The sequence below is a fragment of the Pseudomonas sp. JL23 genome, from assembly GCF_056933585.1.
This window is the reverse complement of the sequence record NZ_CM167795.1, coordinates 6051107-6067044: the sequence shown is the minus strand read 5'-3', so window position 1 is coordinate 6067044 and position 15938 is coordinate 6051107. Positions and strand designations below refer to the sequence as shown.

At 61.0% G+C, this 15938-nt stretch carries 15 protein-coding genes; 5 read left to right on the top strand and 10 right to left on the bottom strand.

The annotated features are described in order from the left end of the window. Positions 1 to 56: 56 nt before the first annotated feature. Entirely contained in the window at positions 57 to 437 is a 381-nt protein-coding gene (locus AC1Z24_RS27960) for a hypothetical protein (protein ID WP_483743570.1), read from the bottom strand. A 156-nt stretch (positions 438 to 593) separates the two neighbouring features. Here AC1Z24_RS27960 and AC1Z24_RS27955 point away from each other — a divergent pair, with 156 nt between their 5' ends. Both AC1Z24_RS27955 and AC1Z24_RS27950 read left to right on the top strand, forming a co-directional pair. Further along, positions 594 to 791 (top strand): heavy-metal-associated domain-containing protein, encoded by a 198-nt coding sequence (locus AC1Z24_RS27955; RefSeq protein ID WP_483743569.1) that lies wholly within the window; start codon positions 594 to 596, stop codon positions 789 to 791. A 266-nt stretch (positions 792 to 1057) separates the two neighbouring features. Then, on the top strand, positions 1058 to 2260 hold the full coding sequence (locus AC1Z24_RS27950; protein WP_483743568.1) for a multidrug effflux MFS transporter: 1203 nt from the start codon (positions 1058 to 1060) through the stop codon (positions 2258 to 2260). 118 nt (positions 2261 to 2378) lie between these two features. Here the strand turns inward: AC1Z24_RS27950 and AC1Z24_RS27945 are convergent, their stop codons facing one another. Further along, positions 2379 to 3392 (bottom strand): zinc-binding alcohol dehydrogenase family protein, encoded by a 1014-nt coding sequence (locus AC1Z24_RS27945; RefSeq protein ID WP_483743567.1) that lies wholly within the window; start codon positions 3390 to 3392, stop codon positions 2379 to 2381. Positions 3393 to 3425: 33 nt separating this feature from the next. Further along, positions 3426 to 3719, bottom strand: coding sequence for a putative quinol monooxygenase (locus tag AC1Z24_RS27940; protein WP_483743566.1), 294 nt, complete (start codon positions 3717 to 3719; stop codon positions 3426 to 3428). Positions 3720 to 3841: 122 nt separating this feature from the next. Here AC1Z24_RS27940 and AC1Z24_RS27935 point away from each other — a divergent pair, with 122 nt between their 5' ends. Further along, the gene (locus tag AC1Z24_RS27935; RefSeq protein WP_483743565.1) at positions 3842 to 4771 is read left to right on the top strand and encodes a LysR family transcriptional regulator; all 930 of its coding nucleotides are present in this window, start codon (positions 3842 to 3844) and stop codon (positions 4769 to 4771) included. A gap of 503 nt (positions 4772 to 5274) precedes the next feature. Then, complete coding sequence (locus tag AC1Z24_RS27930; RefSeq protein ID WP_483743564.1) at positions 5275 to 5967, top strand: ArsR/SmtB family transcription factor; 693 nt, start codon at positions 5275 to 5277, stop codon at positions 5965 to 5967. Positions 5968 to 5981: 14 nt separating this feature from the next. Here the strand turns inward: AC1Z24_RS27930 and AC1Z24_RS27925 are convergent, their stop codons facing one another. From AC1Z24_RS27925 to AC1Z24_RS27915, 3 genes are all read right to left on the bottom strand, one after another. Beyond that, positions 5982 to 6935 carry an adenosine deaminase gene (locus AC1Z24_RS27925; protein WP_483743563.1) on the bottom strand — a complete coding sequence of 318 codons (954 nt, stop codon included), beginning with the start codon at positions 6933 to 6935 and terminating at the stop codon, positions 5982 to 5984. A gap of 78 nt (positions 6936 to 7013) precedes the next feature. Further along, positions 7014 to 7982, bottom strand: a complete 969-nt coding sequence (locus AC1Z24_RS27920; protein ID WP_483743562.1) for an isopenicillin N synthase family dioxygenase — start codon at positions 7980 to 7982, stop codon at positions 7014 to 7016. 238 nt (positions 7983 to 8220) lie between these two features. Next, a complete protein-coding gene (locus tag AC1Z24_RS27915; protein ID WP_483743561.1) occupies positions 8221 to 9318 on the bottom strand; it encodes a BMP family ABC transporter substrate-binding protein in 1098 nt (365 codons plus the stop codon). A gap of 271 nt (positions 9319 to 9589) precedes the next feature. On the opposite strand from AC1Z24_RS27915, the gene AC1Z24_RS27910 reads away from it, so the two are divergent. Next, a complete protein-coding gene (locus AC1Z24_RS27910; RefSeq protein WP_483743560.1) occupies positions 9590 to 10678 on the top strand; it encodes a calcium:cation antiporter in 1089 nt (362 codons plus the stop codon). Between the two features lie 83 nt (positions 10679 to 10761). Here the strand turns inward: AC1Z24_RS27910 and AC1Z24_RS27905 are convergent, their stop codons facing one another. The 4 genes from AC1Z24_RS27905 to AC1Z24_RS27890 form a co-directional block, all read right to left on the bottom strand. Next, positions 10762 to 13215 carry a hypothetical protein gene (locus tag AC1Z24_RS27905; protein WP_483743559.1) on the bottom strand — a complete coding sequence of 818 codons (2454 nt, stop codon included), beginning with the start codon at positions 13213 to 13215 and terminating at the stop codon, positions 10762 to 10764. Positions 13216 to 13306: 91 nt separating this feature from the next. Then, entirely contained in the window at positions 13307 to 14662 is a 1356-nt protein-coding gene (locus AC1Z24_RS27900; protein WP_483743558.1) for an 8-oxoguanine deaminase, read from the bottom strand. Positions 14663 to 14840: 178 nt separating this feature from the next. Further along, a complete protein-coding gene (locus AC1Z24_RS27895; protein WP_483743557.1) occupies positions 14841 to 15068 on the bottom strand; it encodes a hypothetical protein in 228 nt (75 codons plus the stop codon). A 174-nt stretch (positions 15069 to 15242) separates the two neighbouring features. Continuing rightward, complete coding sequence (locus AC1Z24_RS27890; protein WP_483743556.1) at positions 15243 to 15929, bottom strand: SDR family oxidoreductase; 687 nt, start codon at positions 15927 to 15929, stop codon at positions 15243 to 15245. Between the last annotated feature and the right edge of the window lie 9 nt (positions 15930 to 15938).

The window sequence follows — 15938 nt, the reverse complement described above, 5'->3', positions numbered from 1 at the left end:
TGTACTGACCTCTTCCCGGCTGAAGCCGGTCCCACAATGGTTCTCATACCGCCAGCTTAATAGCCCAATGAGGCCGGTTTCAGGTACAGGCCATTGAGGTTCTGGGCGATGCGGAATTTCTGGATATCGCCGGCCTTCATGTGCACCACGCTGCGTTGCTGCGCTTCAAGGCCCTGGCCGCAGCCCGGAGCCTGCCCCGGCAGTAGACGCAGACGCACCGAGATATCCCCGGCTGGCAGGTTGAACGAGGTGGACTGTTCCTGGAACAGGCGAGCGGCCAGTTCATCCTGAATGTAGATACCGATTTCGCATGAGGTCGGTACTTCCAGACGCTCGCGGGAAATGATCAGGACACCGTAATCCTGATCCGCCTGTGCCCAGGCGCTGCTGACCAATAACCCGAGGATGCCGACGACGCGCAATGCTGACCAGCGCATGGCTGATACTCCTGCTTTAGACCGTAAAGATGCAGCTTGGCGCAGCAACGTGACGAATGCCAGCCCGGCAGCTAAAAGAGAAACTTGACCTTGCCACGATGGCAAGGATGAAGATGCCGATCGTCCCCTTTATTACCTGAATGGAAGGAGTAGCACATGCAACGTTTCAATGTTCAAGGCATGACCTGCGGCCACTGCGTCAAGTCCGTGACCCAGGCGATCAAGAATGACGACTCGGCAGCCGAGGTGCAGGTTGATCTGGCCAGTGGGGTGGTGCAGGTCGAGAGTTCGCTGACGGCGCAGCAGGTCAGCGAGCTGATTCGTGAAGAGGGTTATCAGGTGCAGGTTGCCTGAACACCGTCAATTCGGTAGGAGCCAACATGTTGGCTAGAATTGGTGGGAGCGAATTCATTCCCGAAAGAGCCGGTGCATTCGATGGATTTCATCGTCTTGAGTCCCTTCTTCGCGAATGAATTCGCACACATAGTTTGCGCCGATCTTGACAGCTGTCCGCTGTGAGTTTTGGATAGCTGGCTAATTAATTTTCAAGAAATTCCCGGAAACAACTCTCCAGGGCATTAAACTATCCAACTGCCCGCAAAGACTGTCCTGGATACCCGATGAACCTGCGAACGATCCTGATCCTTGGTGCCCTGAGCGCCTTCGGCCCTTTGGCCATCGATTTCTACCTGCCCGGTTTTCCGGCTATGGCCCTGGCCTTTGGCACCGATGAAAAACATGTGCAGTTGACCCTGGCGTCGTACTTTCTTGGTTTGTCTCTGGGGCAATTGGCCTATGGGCCGGTGGCGGATCGCTTCGGGCGACGGGTACCTTTATTGGTGGGGGTTACGCTGTTTACCCTGGCGTCCCTGGGCTGTGCCTTTGCGCCGAATCTGGACTGGCTGATCGCTGCGCGTTTCGTTCAGGCGCTGGGTGGATGCGCCGGCATGGTGTTGTCCCGGGCGATTGTCAGCGACAAATGCGATGCCGTGCAGTCGGCCAAAGTGTTCTCCCAGTTGATGCTGGTGATGGGCCTGGCGCCGATCCTGGCACCGATGCTGGGTGGTGTGCTGGTCAACAGTTATGGCTGGCAGATGATCTTCCTGTCCCTGACCGGTTTCAGCGCCCTGTGCCTGCTGGCGGTGGCCCTGGGGCTGCCGGAGAGCATGCCGGCCAGTCACCCGCGCCAGCCTCTGTCGGGCGCGTTGGGGCAGTATAAGCAGTTGCTCAGTGACCGGATTTTCCTCGGCCATGCCCTGACCGGCGGGATCGCCATTGCCGGAATGTTCTCCTACATCGCTGGCTCGCCTTTTGTCTTTATCAAGCTGTACGGCGTGCCGCCTGAGCATTACGGCTGGTTCTTCGGCAGCAATGCGGCGGGCTTCATTCTGGTGGCCCAGGTCAATGCGCGGCTGCTGGGCAAGCGTGGCCCGGCGTTGCTGTTATCCCGTGCAGTGTGGGTCTATGTGCTGGCGGCGCTGGCGTTGTGGGCCGTGGCGAGTGTGCATACGCAATCGTTGTGGCCGCTGCTGGTGCCGTTGTTTATCTGCATCGCCAGCCTGGGCTGCATCATCCCCAACTCTTCGGCCTGCGCCATGAACGGCCAGGGCAAACGCGCGGGCAGCGCTTCGGCCTTGCTCGGTTGTCTGCAGTTCAGTGTGGCGGCGGGGGCGGCGGCGTTGGTCGGCGTGCTGCACGACGGTACGGCGGTACCCATGGCCATGGTTATCAGCCTGTGCGGCGTGCTGACCGTGACCATCAGCGTGTTGACCCGGCGCTTGCAGGGCAGGCGGGATGAGAAGGTGGCAGAGGTGACGTTGTAAAGGCGCCGCGTTAACTAAAGTGGGACCGGCTTTAGCCGGGAAGGCATAGGTAAGATCGATACATTTCCAGCGTTTGTCTTAATGTCTTCCCGGCTAAAGCCGGTCCCACAAAACTGCCTTAGAAGCCTTCGAGCACAATCTTGCCCTTGGCCTTGCCGCTCTCCAGCAAGGTATGGGCGCGGCGCAGGTTTTCGGCGTTGATGGTGCCGAAGTGCTCACCGAATGTGGTCTTGAGCACGCCCGCATCGATCAATTCTGCAACCCGGTTGAGCAGGTTGTGTTGCTCGATCATGTCGTCGGTCTCGAACATCGAACGGGTGTACATGAACTCCCAGTGCAGCGACAGGCTCTTGCGCTTGAGCTTGCGCACGTCCAGAGCGTCCGGGTCATCGATCAGGCCGAGCTTGCCCTGGGGCTTGAGGGCTTCGACCAGTTGGTCGAGGTGATCCTGAGTGTTGGTCAGGCTGGCGACGTGGGTGACGTGGCTCAGGCCGCTGCGCTTGAGTTCTTCGCACAGTGGTTTGCTGTGATCGAGGACCTCGTGGGCGCCCAGTTCGCGTACCCAGGCGGCGGTTTCCGGGCGTGAAGCGGTGCCGATGACTTTCAATGCAGTCAGCTGCCGGGCCAGTTGGGTCAGGATCGAACCGACGCCACCTGCCGCGCCGACGATCATCAGGCTCTGCGCCTGATCGACATCACCCTCGGCAACCTGCAGGCGCTCGAACAGCAATTCCCAGGCAGTGATCGCCGTCAGCGGCAGGGCGGCGGCGTGGGCGAAGCTCAGGGACTTGGGCATATGGCCGACGATGCGTTCGTCCACCACATGCAGCTCGCTGTTGGCGCCGGGGCGGGTCAGGGAACCGGCGTAAAACACCTTGTCGCCCGGCTGGAACAGACTGACTTCGCTACCCACCGCCTTGACGATCCCGGCGACGTCCCAGCCCAGCACCTTGGCCTGGCCGCCTTCGGGCTGCACGTTCTTGCGGATCTTGGTGTCGACCGGGTTGACGGAGATGGCCTTGACCTCTACCAGCAGGTCACGGGGGCCGGCGACGGGCTCGGGCAGTTCGATATCTTGCAGCGCGGCGCTGTCGCTGATGGGCAGGGCGTTGTAATAGGCAACGGCTTTCATGACGGTTCCTCTGAATTCAATGGTGTCGGGCGATCAGGCGACGAGGTTCAGGCGCTTGATTTCGAAGTGAGCGAGCAGGTCGCCTGCGGCGGTGCGGAAGGCCTGGATATGTTCAGTACCGTCATGGCTTTGCAGAGCCGCAGCATCGACCCAGCGCTCGAACATATAGAAGCCTTCGGCGCTTTCCAGGTCCTGATGCAGTTCGTAGGTAATGCAACCGGGCTCCTGGCGTGTCGCCTGGACCAGGGTTTCCAGGTGTTTCTGCAGCGCAGCGGCCTGACCTGGCTTGGCGATGAGGGTGGCAATGACAACGAGAGGCTGGGACATATGAACTCCTGAGGCACAAAGACATGGGATTCGATGGACAGCATGATTAGCTATTTCTCTGGCAGATAAAACCGGCTAAAACGGCAGGCTCTTTCAATGCTTTTTTGATAATCGGCTGACCCATGCTGCGTTTTGATGATTTGCAATTGTTCGTACGGGCGGCGGACCTGGGCAGTCTGTCCGCCGCTGCGCGGGTCATGGACCTGTCGCCGGCCGTGGCCAGTGCCGCGCTCAAGCGCCTGGAGCAGCAACTGGGCTCGCGCCTGCTGACCCGTTCCACTCGCAGCCTGCGCCTTACTGTCGAAGGCGAAGGCTTTCTGCAGTATGCCCGTGCGTCCCTGGGCAGCCTCGACGAAGGCCGACGTCTGCTGGCCAGCAATCAAGATCAGTATCAGGGGGTGTTGCAACTCTCGGCGCCTTCGGATTTCGGGCGCAATGTACTGCTGCCTTGGCTAGATGAGTTTCAGCAGCAGTATCCGCAACTGAGCGTGCGTCTGCTGTTGGGCGACCAGAATGCCGACCTGTTCCGCCAGCCGGTGGATATCGCCCTGCGCTACGGCGAGCCGGAAGACTCAAGCCTGGTGGCCTTGCCAGTGGCACCGGACAATCGCCGGGTGCTGTGTGCCTCGCCCGACTATCTGGCCCGGCACGGTGAGCCGCAGCACCTGGAGCAACTGGCGCAGCACAACTGCTTGCTGTACCGCCTCGGTAATCGGGTGCATGACCACTGGTTGTTCCATGACGGCAAACGTGAGGTAGGCCTGTCGGTGCAAGGCAATCGCTTCAGTGACGATGCCGACGTGGTCCGGCGCTGGGCGGTGGCGGGGGAGGGGCTGGCTTACAAGTCGTGGCTCGATGTGGCGGCGGACGTACAGGCCGGACGCTTGAAAATAGTCTTGCCGCAGCTACAGGGCGAGCGCTCGCCGCTGAATATCCTTTGTGCCCATCGTGCTCAGTTGAGTCAGCCGGTCAATGCCTTGCGGGACCTGTTGAAGACGCGCTGCGAGGTAGTGGCGCGCGATTATCCCGGTCGGATTCACAAGGAAAGCTGAGTATTTGCAGGGATTGTGTTGAAGAATCAGCCTACAGATACGTCGGAAAAACACCTGCAAAAGCGTCTTTATTGATGACGAAAAGGCACGCTTGATGTGCGGTTTTGTCGACTTTAATCCGTTGTTTTCGGTTTTTCGTCGGCAGGCGCTCTCCTTCTCGCTGACTGAGTTTTTTCTGGGGTGGGCGTCAAGGCAGCAAATAGCGCGGTTTCGCCTGACTCAAGCCCTATTGGCGCGAGCTAAGGAGCGAAGGTCGGGCCGCCGGAATTTATTCATTGCGCCGACTCGCAGCGTCGTTTCGTCTATTTGTTTATCCGGGAACCAAAGGGCGCAAAGCTTATACTGGCCGCCTAAAATTGGATCCACATTAGCCAGTCCGCTTGCCCCAATGGCTCGTCGATAGGCTGGCTGAGCTGGAGTCCAGCTCGATCAATGCATGACCGCCCGCTTACGCGCGCGCTAGTCATTGCACTGGGACGATTGATTCAACAGGGAGTGAATACATGGAATATGCACCTGGCATCAGCCAGATCGCGACGCTGCTGGCTGACCCCAAGCGCAGTGCGATGATCTGGGCGTTGATGGATGGCACTGCACGACCCTCTGACGAACTGGCCTTGCTGGCGGGACTCTCCACGGCATCGGCGGGTGCTCATCTGGCGCGCCTGGCATCGGGCGGTCTGCTCAAGCAGGAAGCTCGCGGGCGCAAGCGTTTCTTCCGTCTGGCGGCACCGGAAGTCGGTGCGGCCGTGGAGGCCCTGGCCAGTGCTTCGCTGGTGCGGGCCGATCAGATCAGCCGCAGTGTCGCCCACCCATTACCGCCCTTGCCACTGCGGCGCGTCGGCGTGTGCTGTGATCATTTGGGCGGTGAGATGGCGATGGAGTTGTATCAGCGCCTGTTGGGCGCAGGCTGGATCGAGCAACAGGAATCCGGGCTGGGCGTCACCAGCATCGGCGTTGCGCGCTTTGCCGAGCGCGGGATTTACATTCCGGCGCTGGCCCACCGCAAGGTGGAAACCGTGTGCGTCTGCCCTGAAGCCAACGATATCGGCCTGCACCTGGGGGGCGCCCTGGGTGCCGGATTGTTGCAGCTGTTCATGCAGATGGGCTGGCTGCGGGCCACGGAAGATTTTGGGCAGTTGCAGGTGTCTTCCAGTGGCCAGCGGGAAATCAGCAAGATCGCCTCGGCGGCCTGAGCCGAGGCGCGTACTCAGGGCTTGACCAGGCGCGCGTCCAGGCTGTTCTGGGCCAGGCGCCGGGCCTGATCCTGAGTCATGCCCAGGTGGGTGTGCAGGGCATGGAAGTTCTCGGTGACATAGCCGCCGAAGTAGGCCGGATCATCCGAGTTCACCGTGACCTTCACCCCACGCTCGAGCATGTCGAGGATGTTGTGCCGGGCCATGTCGTCGAACACACAGAGCTTGGTATTGGACAGCGGGCAGACGGTCAGCGGGATCTGCTCGTCGATGATCCGCTGCATCAGACGCTCGTCTTCAATAGCGCGCACGCCATGGTCGATGCGCTGGATCTTGAGCAGGTCCAGGGCTTGCCAGATGTACTCCGGCGGGCCTTCTTCTCCGGCGTGGGCCACGGTGAGGAAGCCTTCGTCGCGAGCGCGGTCGAAGACTCGCTGGAATTTGCTCGGCGGGTGGCCCATCTCCGAGCTGTCCAGGCCCACGGCGACAAAGGCGTCGCGGAACGGCAGGGCCTGGTCCAGGGTTTTCTCGGCTTCTTCTTCGCTCAGGTGGCGCAGGAAGCTGAGGATCAGGCCGCTGCCGATACCCAGTTGCTCACGGCCATCGGCCAGGGCACGGGAAATGCCATTGAGTACAACCTCGAAGGGAATGCCACGGTCGGTGTGGGTCTGCGGGTCGAAGAACGGCTCGGTGTGAATGACGTTCTGTGCCTTGCAGCGTTGCAGATAGGCCCAGGTCAGGTCGTAGAAGTCCTGCTCGGTGCGCAGGACATCCGCGCCCTGGTAATACAGGTCGAGAAACTCTTGCAGGTTATTGAAGGCATAGGCCCGACGCAGGGTCTCAACGTCGCTCCAGGGCAGGGCGATCTTGTTGCGCTCGGCCAGGGCAAACAGCAGCTCGGGCTCCAGTGAGCCTTCCAGATGCAGGTGCAATTCGGCCTTGGGCAGGGCATTCAACCAGTCGTACATGTAAGTTTTCTCATCAGGTGCAGTGTTCGGCATTCTACAGAGTGCCGTGCGCGAGCGCATGAAACCTGACCGGACGGTTCAGACTTCGGCCTCTTGCTCGCGTCGATAGGCGTAGGTATCGGCGAAGCGCGACAGCAGGAATTCAGCGCAGGTGGTCACAGGATAGCGGGCCGGATGACTTTCGCTCTGGCAGCCCGGCAGGCATTCGATCAGCGTATCGGGATGGGGTTCGGCGAAGAACGGCATCGAGTAGCGATCCATGCCCAAGGGGCTGATCACCCGGTGTGGCGTTGAGACATAACGATCGTTGCTCCAGCGCGCCATCATGTCGCCGATATTGACCACGAAGGTCCCGGCAATCGGTGGCGCGTCGATCCATTGCCCACGCACATCGCGCACTTGCAGGCCACCGGCGGCATCCTGATAAAGCAGGGTCACGCAGCCGTAATCGGTATGGGCACCGGCGCCTTGCTGCTCGGCCGAGCTGGCGGTAGCGCGGGGCGGGTAGTGAATCATGCGCAGGACGCTGACCGGGTCTTTGAAACGTTGGTCGAAGAAGTCGCGTTCGATGCCCAAAGCCAGGGTCATGGACCGCAGCAGCGTCTGGGCCAGGGCCTGCATGTCCTGATAATGCTGCTCCATCAGGGCCTGCCAGCCGGGCAGTTCGGGATGTCGATTAGGCCCGCGCAGAGGTTTGCCGGCGATCACGTCGGGGTGATCGGCGGGCAGGTGCAGGCCCATGTCGAAGGTTTCTTTCAGGTCGCTGGGCAGGCTGGGGTCCAGCTGTTCGGTAGCGACGGCGCCGTATCCGCGATGGTGGCGACTCTGGGTGATATCGATCTTGAGCTTTTGCGCAGGCGCCTGAGCAAAGAATGCGCGCGCCTGGCTTTGCACGGCCTCAATGCGCTCGGCACTGATCGGATGACCCTTGATATAGAAAAAGCCCCACTCGCGACAGGCACTGTCGATTTGCCCGGCGACGCTTTGCCAGGCCTGCTTGTCCGTGCTGTAGAGCGGGGTAATGTCGATGATGGGGAGTTGGTTCATGCTGCGCTCGTTCATTTTCGGGGCTGATGTGGGACCGGCGTTAGCCGGGAATAAGCCTTCCCGGCTAAAACCGGTCCCACAGATGAAACACGAAGAGTGCCTTTATCTACTTCGGCAGATCTGCAGTGATGCCTTTGTGGGAGCGAGGCTTGCCCGCGAATATGCCAGTCGATCCAACACATTGTCTGTGGCAGAAAGATCCTGTTCGCGGGCAAGCCTTGCTCCAACGGAGTTCTGTTTACTTCGGCAGATCTGCGGTGATGCCTTCGACGTAATAATTCATCGAAGCCAGTTCAGCATTGGTTGCCGTCGTTCCCGCCGGGATTTTCACAGCGCCGGTCTGGTCCTTGATCGGGCCGGTGAAGGGGTGCATTTCGCCACTTTTGATGCTGGCGATGATTTTCTCGGCTTCGCTCTTCACGTCAGCAGGCACGACGTCGCTGATCGGCAGTTCGACCGTGCCGTCGCTTAGGCCGCCCCAGAAATCCTGGGATTTCCAGGTGCCGTCGATCACGCTCTGGGTCGCCTTGATGTAATGCGGGCCCCAGTTGTTGACGATGGACGTCAGTACCGACTTGGGCCCGAAGTGCGCCATGTCCGAGGCGTAGCCCACGGAATAGACGCCACGGCGTTCAGCGGTCTGGATCGGTGCCGGGCTGTCGGTGTGCTGGAAGATCACGTCCACGCCCTGGTCGATCAGTGCGTTGGCGGCGTCGGCTTCCTTGCCCGGATCGAACCAGGAGTTGACCCAGACCACCTTGATTTCGGTTCCGGGGTTGTACTTGTTCAGGGCCAGCTGGATTGCGTCGATGTCGCGGATCACTTCCGGGATCGGGAAAGAAGCGACGTAGCCGATCTTCTTGGTCTTGGTCATCTTTGCTGCGAGGAAGCCGCCGACGTAGCGACCTTCATAGGTCTTGGCCAGGTAAGTACCGAGGTTCTTGTCCTGCTTGTAGCCCGTGGCGTGTTCGAAGGTCACCTTGGGGAATTGCTTGGCGACTTTCAGTGTCGGGTTCATGTAGCCGAACGAGGTGGTGAAGACCAGGTTGTAGCCGTCCTTGGCCATATTGCGGATTACCCGCTCGGCATCGGCACCCTCGGGCACGTTCTCGACATAGTTGGTGGTCACCTTGTCGCCCAGGGCGGCGGCCATGGCCTTGCGACCCTGCTCATGCTGGTAGGTCCAGCCGTGGTCACCGATAGGGCCGATGTAGACGAAGCCGACTTTCAGCGGATCGGCGGCAACAGCCATCAGGCTGGAACCCAGGCCGATCACGGCAGCCATTGCACACAACAGCTTCTTCAGCGGACGACGTGGGTGAGAGGTGGAATGCATCGGGTCGAGCTCCTTCTGGTCTTGTTGGTATCGGGTTGGCGGCACCGGCAAATCGGGCTGTGCAACCAATGCAAAAAACTGACCAACAGGACAAGTAATGGAGTTTGACGCTCTGCCGCTCCTTACAGCGATCGGTCCGCGACACCGGACAGTGCATGCCCGGGTGTTCCTGCTGTGAACTGGTGCAGCATTACCGACGTTTGAAACCTTTAGACTACCCTGCGCTCTACAGGCGCTGGATGTACAACACATGGACCGGAAAAGGCAGGCAATGGGCTCTCTACTCAAGCAAGAAAAGTTTCTGCTGTTGGCGATTGTCACCGCCTTCGTCGCATACCCTCTCGAACACACCTTGTTGTCCCACGGCCAGGGTGTCGCCCTGATTTCGGGACTGATCCTGGTGGTTGCGATCATCTGCGCATCGATGCGTGTGGCTCACCATGCCGAGTTGCTGGCGGAAAAATTCGGCGATCCCTACGGCACCATGATCCTGACCCTGTCAGCGGTGTTGGTGGAAGTAGTGATCTTGGCGATCATGATGAGCAACGAGGCCTCGCCGACCCTGGTGCGCGACACCATCTATTCGGCGGTCATGCTCGATATCAACGGCATCCTCGGCCTGGCGGCACTGATGGGCGGCTTCAAGCACGGTGAGCAACCGTACAACGACGACTCGGCGCGCACCTACAGCGTGATGATCCTGACGGCAGTGGCGGTGTCCATGGTGGTACCGGAGTTTGTGCCCGAGGCCAAGTGGAAGCTGTATTCGATGTTCACCATCGGCGCCATGGTGCTGCTGTATACGGTGTTCCTGCGCATGCAGGTCGGCCCGCACAGTTATTTTTTCAGCTACAGCTACCCGCAGAAGCACCACGGCGAACAGTCGGGGCATGACGAGGAAGCGATCAACCTCAAGCTGTCCATCGGCATGCTGGTGCTGGGTATCGTAGTGATCGGCGCTCTGGCCGAGGTCATGGCCAAGACCATCGACCTGGGCCTGGAAGGCAGCGGCGCTCCGCCGGTGCTGACGGCGGTGCTGGTCGCGACCATTTCCGCTGCCCCGGAGATCCTTACCGCACTGCGCGCAGCCCTGGCCAACCGCATGCAATCGGTGGTCAATATTGCCCTCGGCGCTTCGCTGTCGACGGTGATCCTGACGGTGCCGGTGATGGAAGCCATGGCCCTCTACACCGGCCAGCCCTTCCAGATGGCCATGACCCCGGTGCAGACCGTGATGATCTTCGTCACCCTGCTGGTCAGCGCGATCAACCTCAATGACGGGCAGACCAATGCCATCGAAGGTATGACCCATTTTGTGCTGTTTGCGACCTTTATCATGTTGTCGTTGATCGGGCTCTGATTGCCTGTTCTGTGGGACCGGCTTTAGCCGGGAAGGCGTATTCCCGGCTAAAGCCGGTCCCACATTGGTTCCCGCATTTCAATTCATTGGCTGCGCCACGGCGCCAACGCCGCCGCATCCAACGCCTGCCACAACGGCTCCCAATGCACATGGGTGTGTTGCAGCCAGATGCCGTTCTGCGCAACCAGCGCCACGCTGTCCAGGGCCAGTAATTCGTCGAGGGTGATGGTCAGGGTCCGGAACGGATCGGGCTGGTCTACGGGTTCCCAGTCCTGTTCAAAGAGCTTGATGCGCAATTTGTCGTGATCGAAACCGAGGAACTCCGGGCGCGAATCGAGATAGCTGGGGTAGTAGCGCAGGCTGCGTTCCTGCACGTCGAGGAGCAGCAGGCGCCAGGTGTCCTGGCCAAGGGTGTAGGGGTCGTAGTTATCCGGGATAAAACTGGTCAGGGCCAGGTAGCGCCCGGCCGGGGACCAGGCCATGGACGGCGACAGCCCTTGCACTGCACAGCCCGAAGCAGTCAGCAGAAAACCGTTCAGGCGCAATGACTGGGCGCGCAGCCAACTGGTGGCGTACTCGGTTTCGCAGCCGAACAGCCAGGCCGCGTCGCGATTACCCGGCGCCACCTGGACAAAATCGCCATCAGCCACCGCCGCCTGAGGCTGTTCGACCCTGCGCCATGGCGGCAACTGACGCAGATAACCGGCCTCGACCTGCAACTCCACACTCTGGTAGTACAGCTGTGAGTCATCCCGATAGCGGCAGAACCCGGCGGCGTTGGCTGCGTCAGGTGCAGGCTGATCGAAACGGCGCAGGGGAGAGGTGGCGCAGTCGCGGCTGAGGCGTCCGCGTATTGCCGCAACGGTCAGTTTGCCCGCGCGAAAATCCAGTATCCGGGCGACCAACAGCGGCGCACTTTGCAGCAGGGTCCGCGCATGCAGATCCACCACCACGGCATGCCCGGTCACCGCTGGCGGTTCGCTGAATGGCAGCAGCGCAAGGAAGCCGCCGCAATCACTGACCCGATGATCGAGCAGCCATAACCCCGGCAACTGCCAGTCGCCGATGCGACAGCAATAGGCGCCCACGCCTTCGCTATTGTCGGACTGCCATTCGAGCCAGGCGCGCTGCTGACTCTTTAACGGCAGGGATTCGACCCGACTGCCGCCGCGCTCGAGCCTTGCGTGCAAGGGCATGGCCAGGCGCACGTGGGTCAATGGCCGTTCGCCCACCACTACCTGCCCACGGGGTGTATGACCGATTTCAGTCTCGGTATCGCTGTGGATGCTGTACAGGCCGTAGCCATAGCGGCCGTTGTCCGGTTGCGGGTAGTCGAGGTAGGCGTCGATCCACAGGTGCTGATCGTCCAGTGCCAGGGGCTCATGCCAGTTCAGCGAGGGTTCGTTATCGTGCTTGATCCAGGCATCGGGCAGCTTGCGCCAGCCCTGGTCGTTGCCAAATAGCCAGTAGCCGCCGCTGTCCGCTTCGTCGCTGTGGGCGATGCAGGCGAATTGGCTGCCGTCCGGGTGCCAGATTAGTGGCGAGTCGGCGCGGACCAACATCGGGCTCGGCACGCCATCAATGCCCAGGCGGTACTCGGGGTAGCGCAGGGGGGCGACGGGGTCTGGCAACGCGCGCAGGTCGGGCGGCAGGAAGATATGTCCTTCGACTTTCAGCTCGCCACGGGGTGGCGGATATTCGACATGCTCCCTGGCCATCTGCTCCTGCCAGCTGCCGGGCTCCAGCCACAGGTCGCCGATGGCGATCAGGTCCACGGCCTCGGCGCCTTGCAGCAGTTCTTCCAGAGGCGTTTTGCGCGGGCTGTTTTCCACCAGCGGGCTGACCCGGCCACTGAGGCCCTGCTCGTCGAATTCATCCAGTTCCCAGAACTGGTCGTTGTCGCAGATATAAATGCGCCGCGCCGTGCGGTCGAAGATCATCAGCTTCCAGCTGCTGCGCGAGGGGATAGGCGCGGCGAAATAACGGCCGTCGCTGGAGAAGCGCGCCGACGAGCCAAGGCCTTGCAGCAACACGCCGTCGCTGAACAGGTAATCGCAGTAAGTCGGCCCGCCCATGGCGATTTCGCTATGGTTGAAAGTGCGGATCGGCTGACCTTCGGGGGTAACGCTCGGCTCATCGCCGCCCCAGGCACTGCCGCCGCCGGAGGATTTGACGGGCTCCGCTTTGGCCAGGCCCAGGCGTTTTTCCCACATGGCCACGCAGGCCAGGCCTGCGGCCATGGTGAGCATCGCCGCTAAAATGCCCCAATAGCCCGGCAATGCCCGGCCGACACTGAAACCCAGACCGAACGCTGCGCCGCACATCAAGCGGGCGATAAACCGGCCACTGTCTGGCGAGCCCAGTTTAGCCGCCAGCCACATGGCCCCGGCACAGGCCAGCACCACCAGCAACGCGGCAAAGGGCGGCAGGATCGTGACCAGAAATACCGGCACCAGCAGCACAATGAGCTGCCACAGCAACTCCAGCAGCAGGCGGCCCAGGCTTTTACCTTCATCCGTGGGGGTAGGTGTAGTCACAAGGGCTCGATAGGTGGCAGAAGAGGCCGATCACTCTAGCGGATCGGCCTTGTGTCTCGCTATCGACTCAGTCACAGCCCGGCGCTGCCAATCAGCCTGCGATCAATTGCGCGGCGGCCTGGCGGTGGTCGGCGATCAAACCCTTGAGGTCCAGACCTTCCACCTGCCCGTCGATCACCCGCCACTGGCCGCCGATCATGACCCGGTCGGCACGGTCGGCGCCGCACAGCAGCAGGGCTGACAGCGGGTCGTGGCTGCCGGAGAAGCGCAGTTCATCGAGTTTGAACAGCGCCAGGTCAGCCTGCTTGCCCACCGCCAATTCGCCGATGTCGGTGCGCCCGAGCAACTGCGCCGAGCCCTTGGTTGCCCAGCCCAGGACTTTTTCCGGGGTGATGCGTTGCGCGCCATAACGCAGGCGTTGCAGGTACAGGGCTTGGCGGGCTTCGAGGATCATGTTCGAGGCGTCGTTGGAGGCCGAGCCGTCGACGCCCAGGCCTAATGGCGCGCCGGCTTCGAGCAGATCCAGCGTCGGGCAGATGCCAGAGGCCAGGCGCATGTTCGAGCTCGGGCAATGGCAGATGCCGGTGCCCGCAGCGCCGAGACGCTGGATCTCATCCGGATTGAAGTGAATGCCATGGGCCAGCCAGGTGCGTGGGCCGAGCCAGCCGACGCTGTCCAGATAGTCGACGGTGCGCAGGCCGAAGCGTTGCAGGCAGAAATCCTCTTCATCAAGGGTTTCGGCCAGATGGGTATGCAGGCGCACATCGAGTTTTTCCGCCAGGGCGGCGCTCTCGCTCATGATCTGCGGCGTCACCGAGAACGGTGAGCAGGGTGCCAGGGCGATCTGGATTCGCGCACCGTTACCACGTTCGTGATAGGTCTCGATCAAGCGCTGACTGTCGGCAAGAATCACCTCGCCCTGCTGCACCGTCTGCTGCGGCGGCAAGCCACCATCGGCTTCGCCCAGGCTCATGGAGCCGCGGGTGAGCATGGCGCGCATGCCCAGTTCGCGTACGCTTTGCACCTGGATATCAATGGCGTTTTCCAGGCCATCAGGGAACAGATAGTGATGATCCGCCGCCGTGGTACAGCCCGACAACAACAGCTCGGTCAGCGCCACTTTACTGGCCAGGGCCAGTTTCTCCGGGGTCAGGCGCGCCCACACCGGGTAGAGGGTCTTCAGCCAGGGAAACAGCGGCTGATTGACCACCGGCGCCCAGGCCCGGGTCAGGGTCTGATAGAAGTGATGATGGGTATTGATCAGGCCCGGCAGCAGCACATGCTCGCGGGCGTCAAAGAACTGATCGCAGGGCACGGCAGGTTGCTGGTCGAGGCCGAGGACTTCAACGATGACGCCGTCTTCGATCACCAGCCCGCCTCGGGCGTCGAGGTCATTGGCGGTAAAGATGGCGAGTGGATTTTTCAACCAGATACGGATCGCGGGCATGGGCCGGCTCCTCTGAAAGTGGGTTCAGGTTTGCCAGCTCAGTGATGCCCTGTCTGCTGATCCAGGGTCGCCGCTGCTTGGGCAGCATGGGCGAGGGCGCGATTCTAGGGGGTTGGACGGCGCGTGGGCAAGTGCGCGTTGACTTTGTGGGAGCCGCCTTGGTGGCGATGGCGTCCGTTCAGTCGATGAAGTTCGTGGACTGTTGCGAGCGCTTCGCACTCGATCGCCAGCAAGCCGGCTCCCACAAAGTAATGCCCAGTCGAGCGGCTTTGACGGTGTCGCTGCCGGGCCATTGCTTGATGGATTCGTTGAGCTCGATCATCAGGGCCGAACGGACCTTGAAGCGGGCGGCGTCCTGGTGGAGTAAAGCGTCCCAGACGCTTGAGAATGACGATGCTTCTTCCATCTTTTTCTTCCTGTAAGCATTTCGACAGAGAGCATGAAACGGGTGGGAGCGAGGCTTGCCCGCGAAGAAGTAGGTACATCCAATACATTATGTATGTCTGGAATATTGCGTTCGCGGGCAAGCCCGGCTCCCACATATATTTCTATTCCAATTGAAACTGAGGATTATATTTCCTCACCAAGCAATCACCTCCCCCCGATAATCAATGAAATGATGCCCGCCCTGGCCCGCATAGGCATTGAGCTGCTCCACCAGGCCGCGAGTGCTGGTCTCGACATCCAGTGGTGCGTTGTCGCCGCCCATGGCGGTTTTTACCCACCCCGGATGCATCGACAGCACGGTCGGGCGCTGTTCGCCCAATTGTGTGACGAAGGTGTTGGTCATGGAGTTAAGTGCGGCCTTGCTGGCTTTATACAGTGCGGCGTCTGCGCCATCCGGGCAGGTGACGCTGCCATACCGGGAACTCATGAAAGCCAGTACGCCAGTGCCCGGACGGATCTGTTGGACGAAGCGTTCGGCCAGGCGAATCGGCGCGATAGCGTTGGTGAGGAACAGTTGGCCGAGTTCGGCGGCCGAAGTCAGTTCGGCGCTTTGCGGCCGGGGAAGCATCAGCCCGGCGTTGACAAACAGCACGTCGAAGATTTGGCCTTGCAGGCTCTGCTTCAAAGCATCCAATGACGCGATGCTGTCCATGTCCAGGGTTTCGATACGTACGCCGGGCACGGTTTTGAGATCGTTGGCTTTTTGCGGGTCGCGCACTGTCGCGGTGACCGTCCAGCCCTGTTCGGTCAGACGCTGGACCAAGCCGAGGCCCAGGCCCCGAGAGGCACCGATGATCAGTGCGGTTTTATTGGCAGACATGCAATTTCT

What these genes read in the sequence shown, in the direction of transcription:
- AC1Z24_RS27960 (WP_483743570.1), bottom strand. Translation starts at nt 437, where the DNA reads ATGCGCTGGTCAGCATTGCGCGTCGTCGGCATCCTCGGGTTATTGGTC.
- AC1Z24_RS27955 (WP_483743569.1), top strand. Translation starts at nt 594, where the DNA reads ATGCAACGTTTCAATGTTCAAGGCATGACCTGCGGCCACTGCGTCAAG.
- AC1Z24_RS27950 (WP_483743568.1), top strand. Translation starts at nt 1,058, where the DNA reads ATGAACCTGCGAACGATCCTGATCCTTGGTGCCCTGAGCGCCTTCGGC.
- AC1Z24_RS27945 (WP_483743567.1), bottom strand. Translation starts at nt 3,392, where the DNA reads ATGAAAGCCGTTGCCTATTACAACGCCCTGCCCATCAGCGACAGCGCC.
- AC1Z24_RS27940 (WP_483743566.1), bottom strand. Translation starts at nt 3,719, where the DNA reads ATGTCCCAGCCTCTCGTTGTCATTGCCACCCTCATCGCCAAGCCAGGT.
- AC1Z24_RS27935 (WP_483743565.1), top strand. Translation starts at nt 3,842, where the DNA reads ATGCTGCGTTTTGATGATTTGCAATTGTTCGTACGGGCGGCGGACCTG.
- AC1Z24_RS27930 (WP_483743564.1), top strand. Translation starts at nt 5,275, where the DNA reads ATGGAATATGCACCTGGCATCAGCCAGATCGCGACGCTGCTGGCTGAC.
- AC1Z24_RS27925 (WP_483743563.1), bottom strand. Translation starts at nt 6,935, where the DNA reads ATGTACGACTGGTTGAATGCCCTGCCCAAGGCCGAATTGCACCTGCAT.
- AC1Z24_RS27920 (WP_483743562.1), bottom strand. Translation starts at nt 7,982, where the DNA reads ATGAACCAACTCCCCATCATCGACATTACCCCGCTCTACAGCACGGAC.
- AC1Z24_RS27915 (WP_483743561.1), bottom strand. Translation starts at nt 9,318, where the DNA reads ATGCATTCCACCTCTCACCCACGTCGTCCGCTGAAGAAGCTGTTGTGT.
- AC1Z24_RS27910 (WP_483743560.1), top strand. Translation starts at nt 9,590, where the DNA reads ATGGGCTCTCTACTCAAGCAAGAAAAGTTTCTGCTGTTGGCGATTGTC.
- AC1Z24_RS27900 (WP_483743558.1), bottom strand. Translation starts at nt 14,662, where the DNA reads ATGCCCGCGATCCGTATCTGGTTGAAAAATCCACTCGCCATCTTTACC.
- AC1Z24_RS27895 (WP_483743557.1), bottom strand. Translation starts at nt 15,068, where the DNA reads ATGGAAGAAGCATCGTCATTCTCAAGCGTCTGGGACGCTTTACTCCAC.
- AC1Z24_RS27890 (WP_483743556.1), bottom strand. Translation starts at nt 15,929, where the DNA reads ATGTCTGCCAATAAAACCGCACTGATCATCGGTGCCTCTCGGGGCCTG.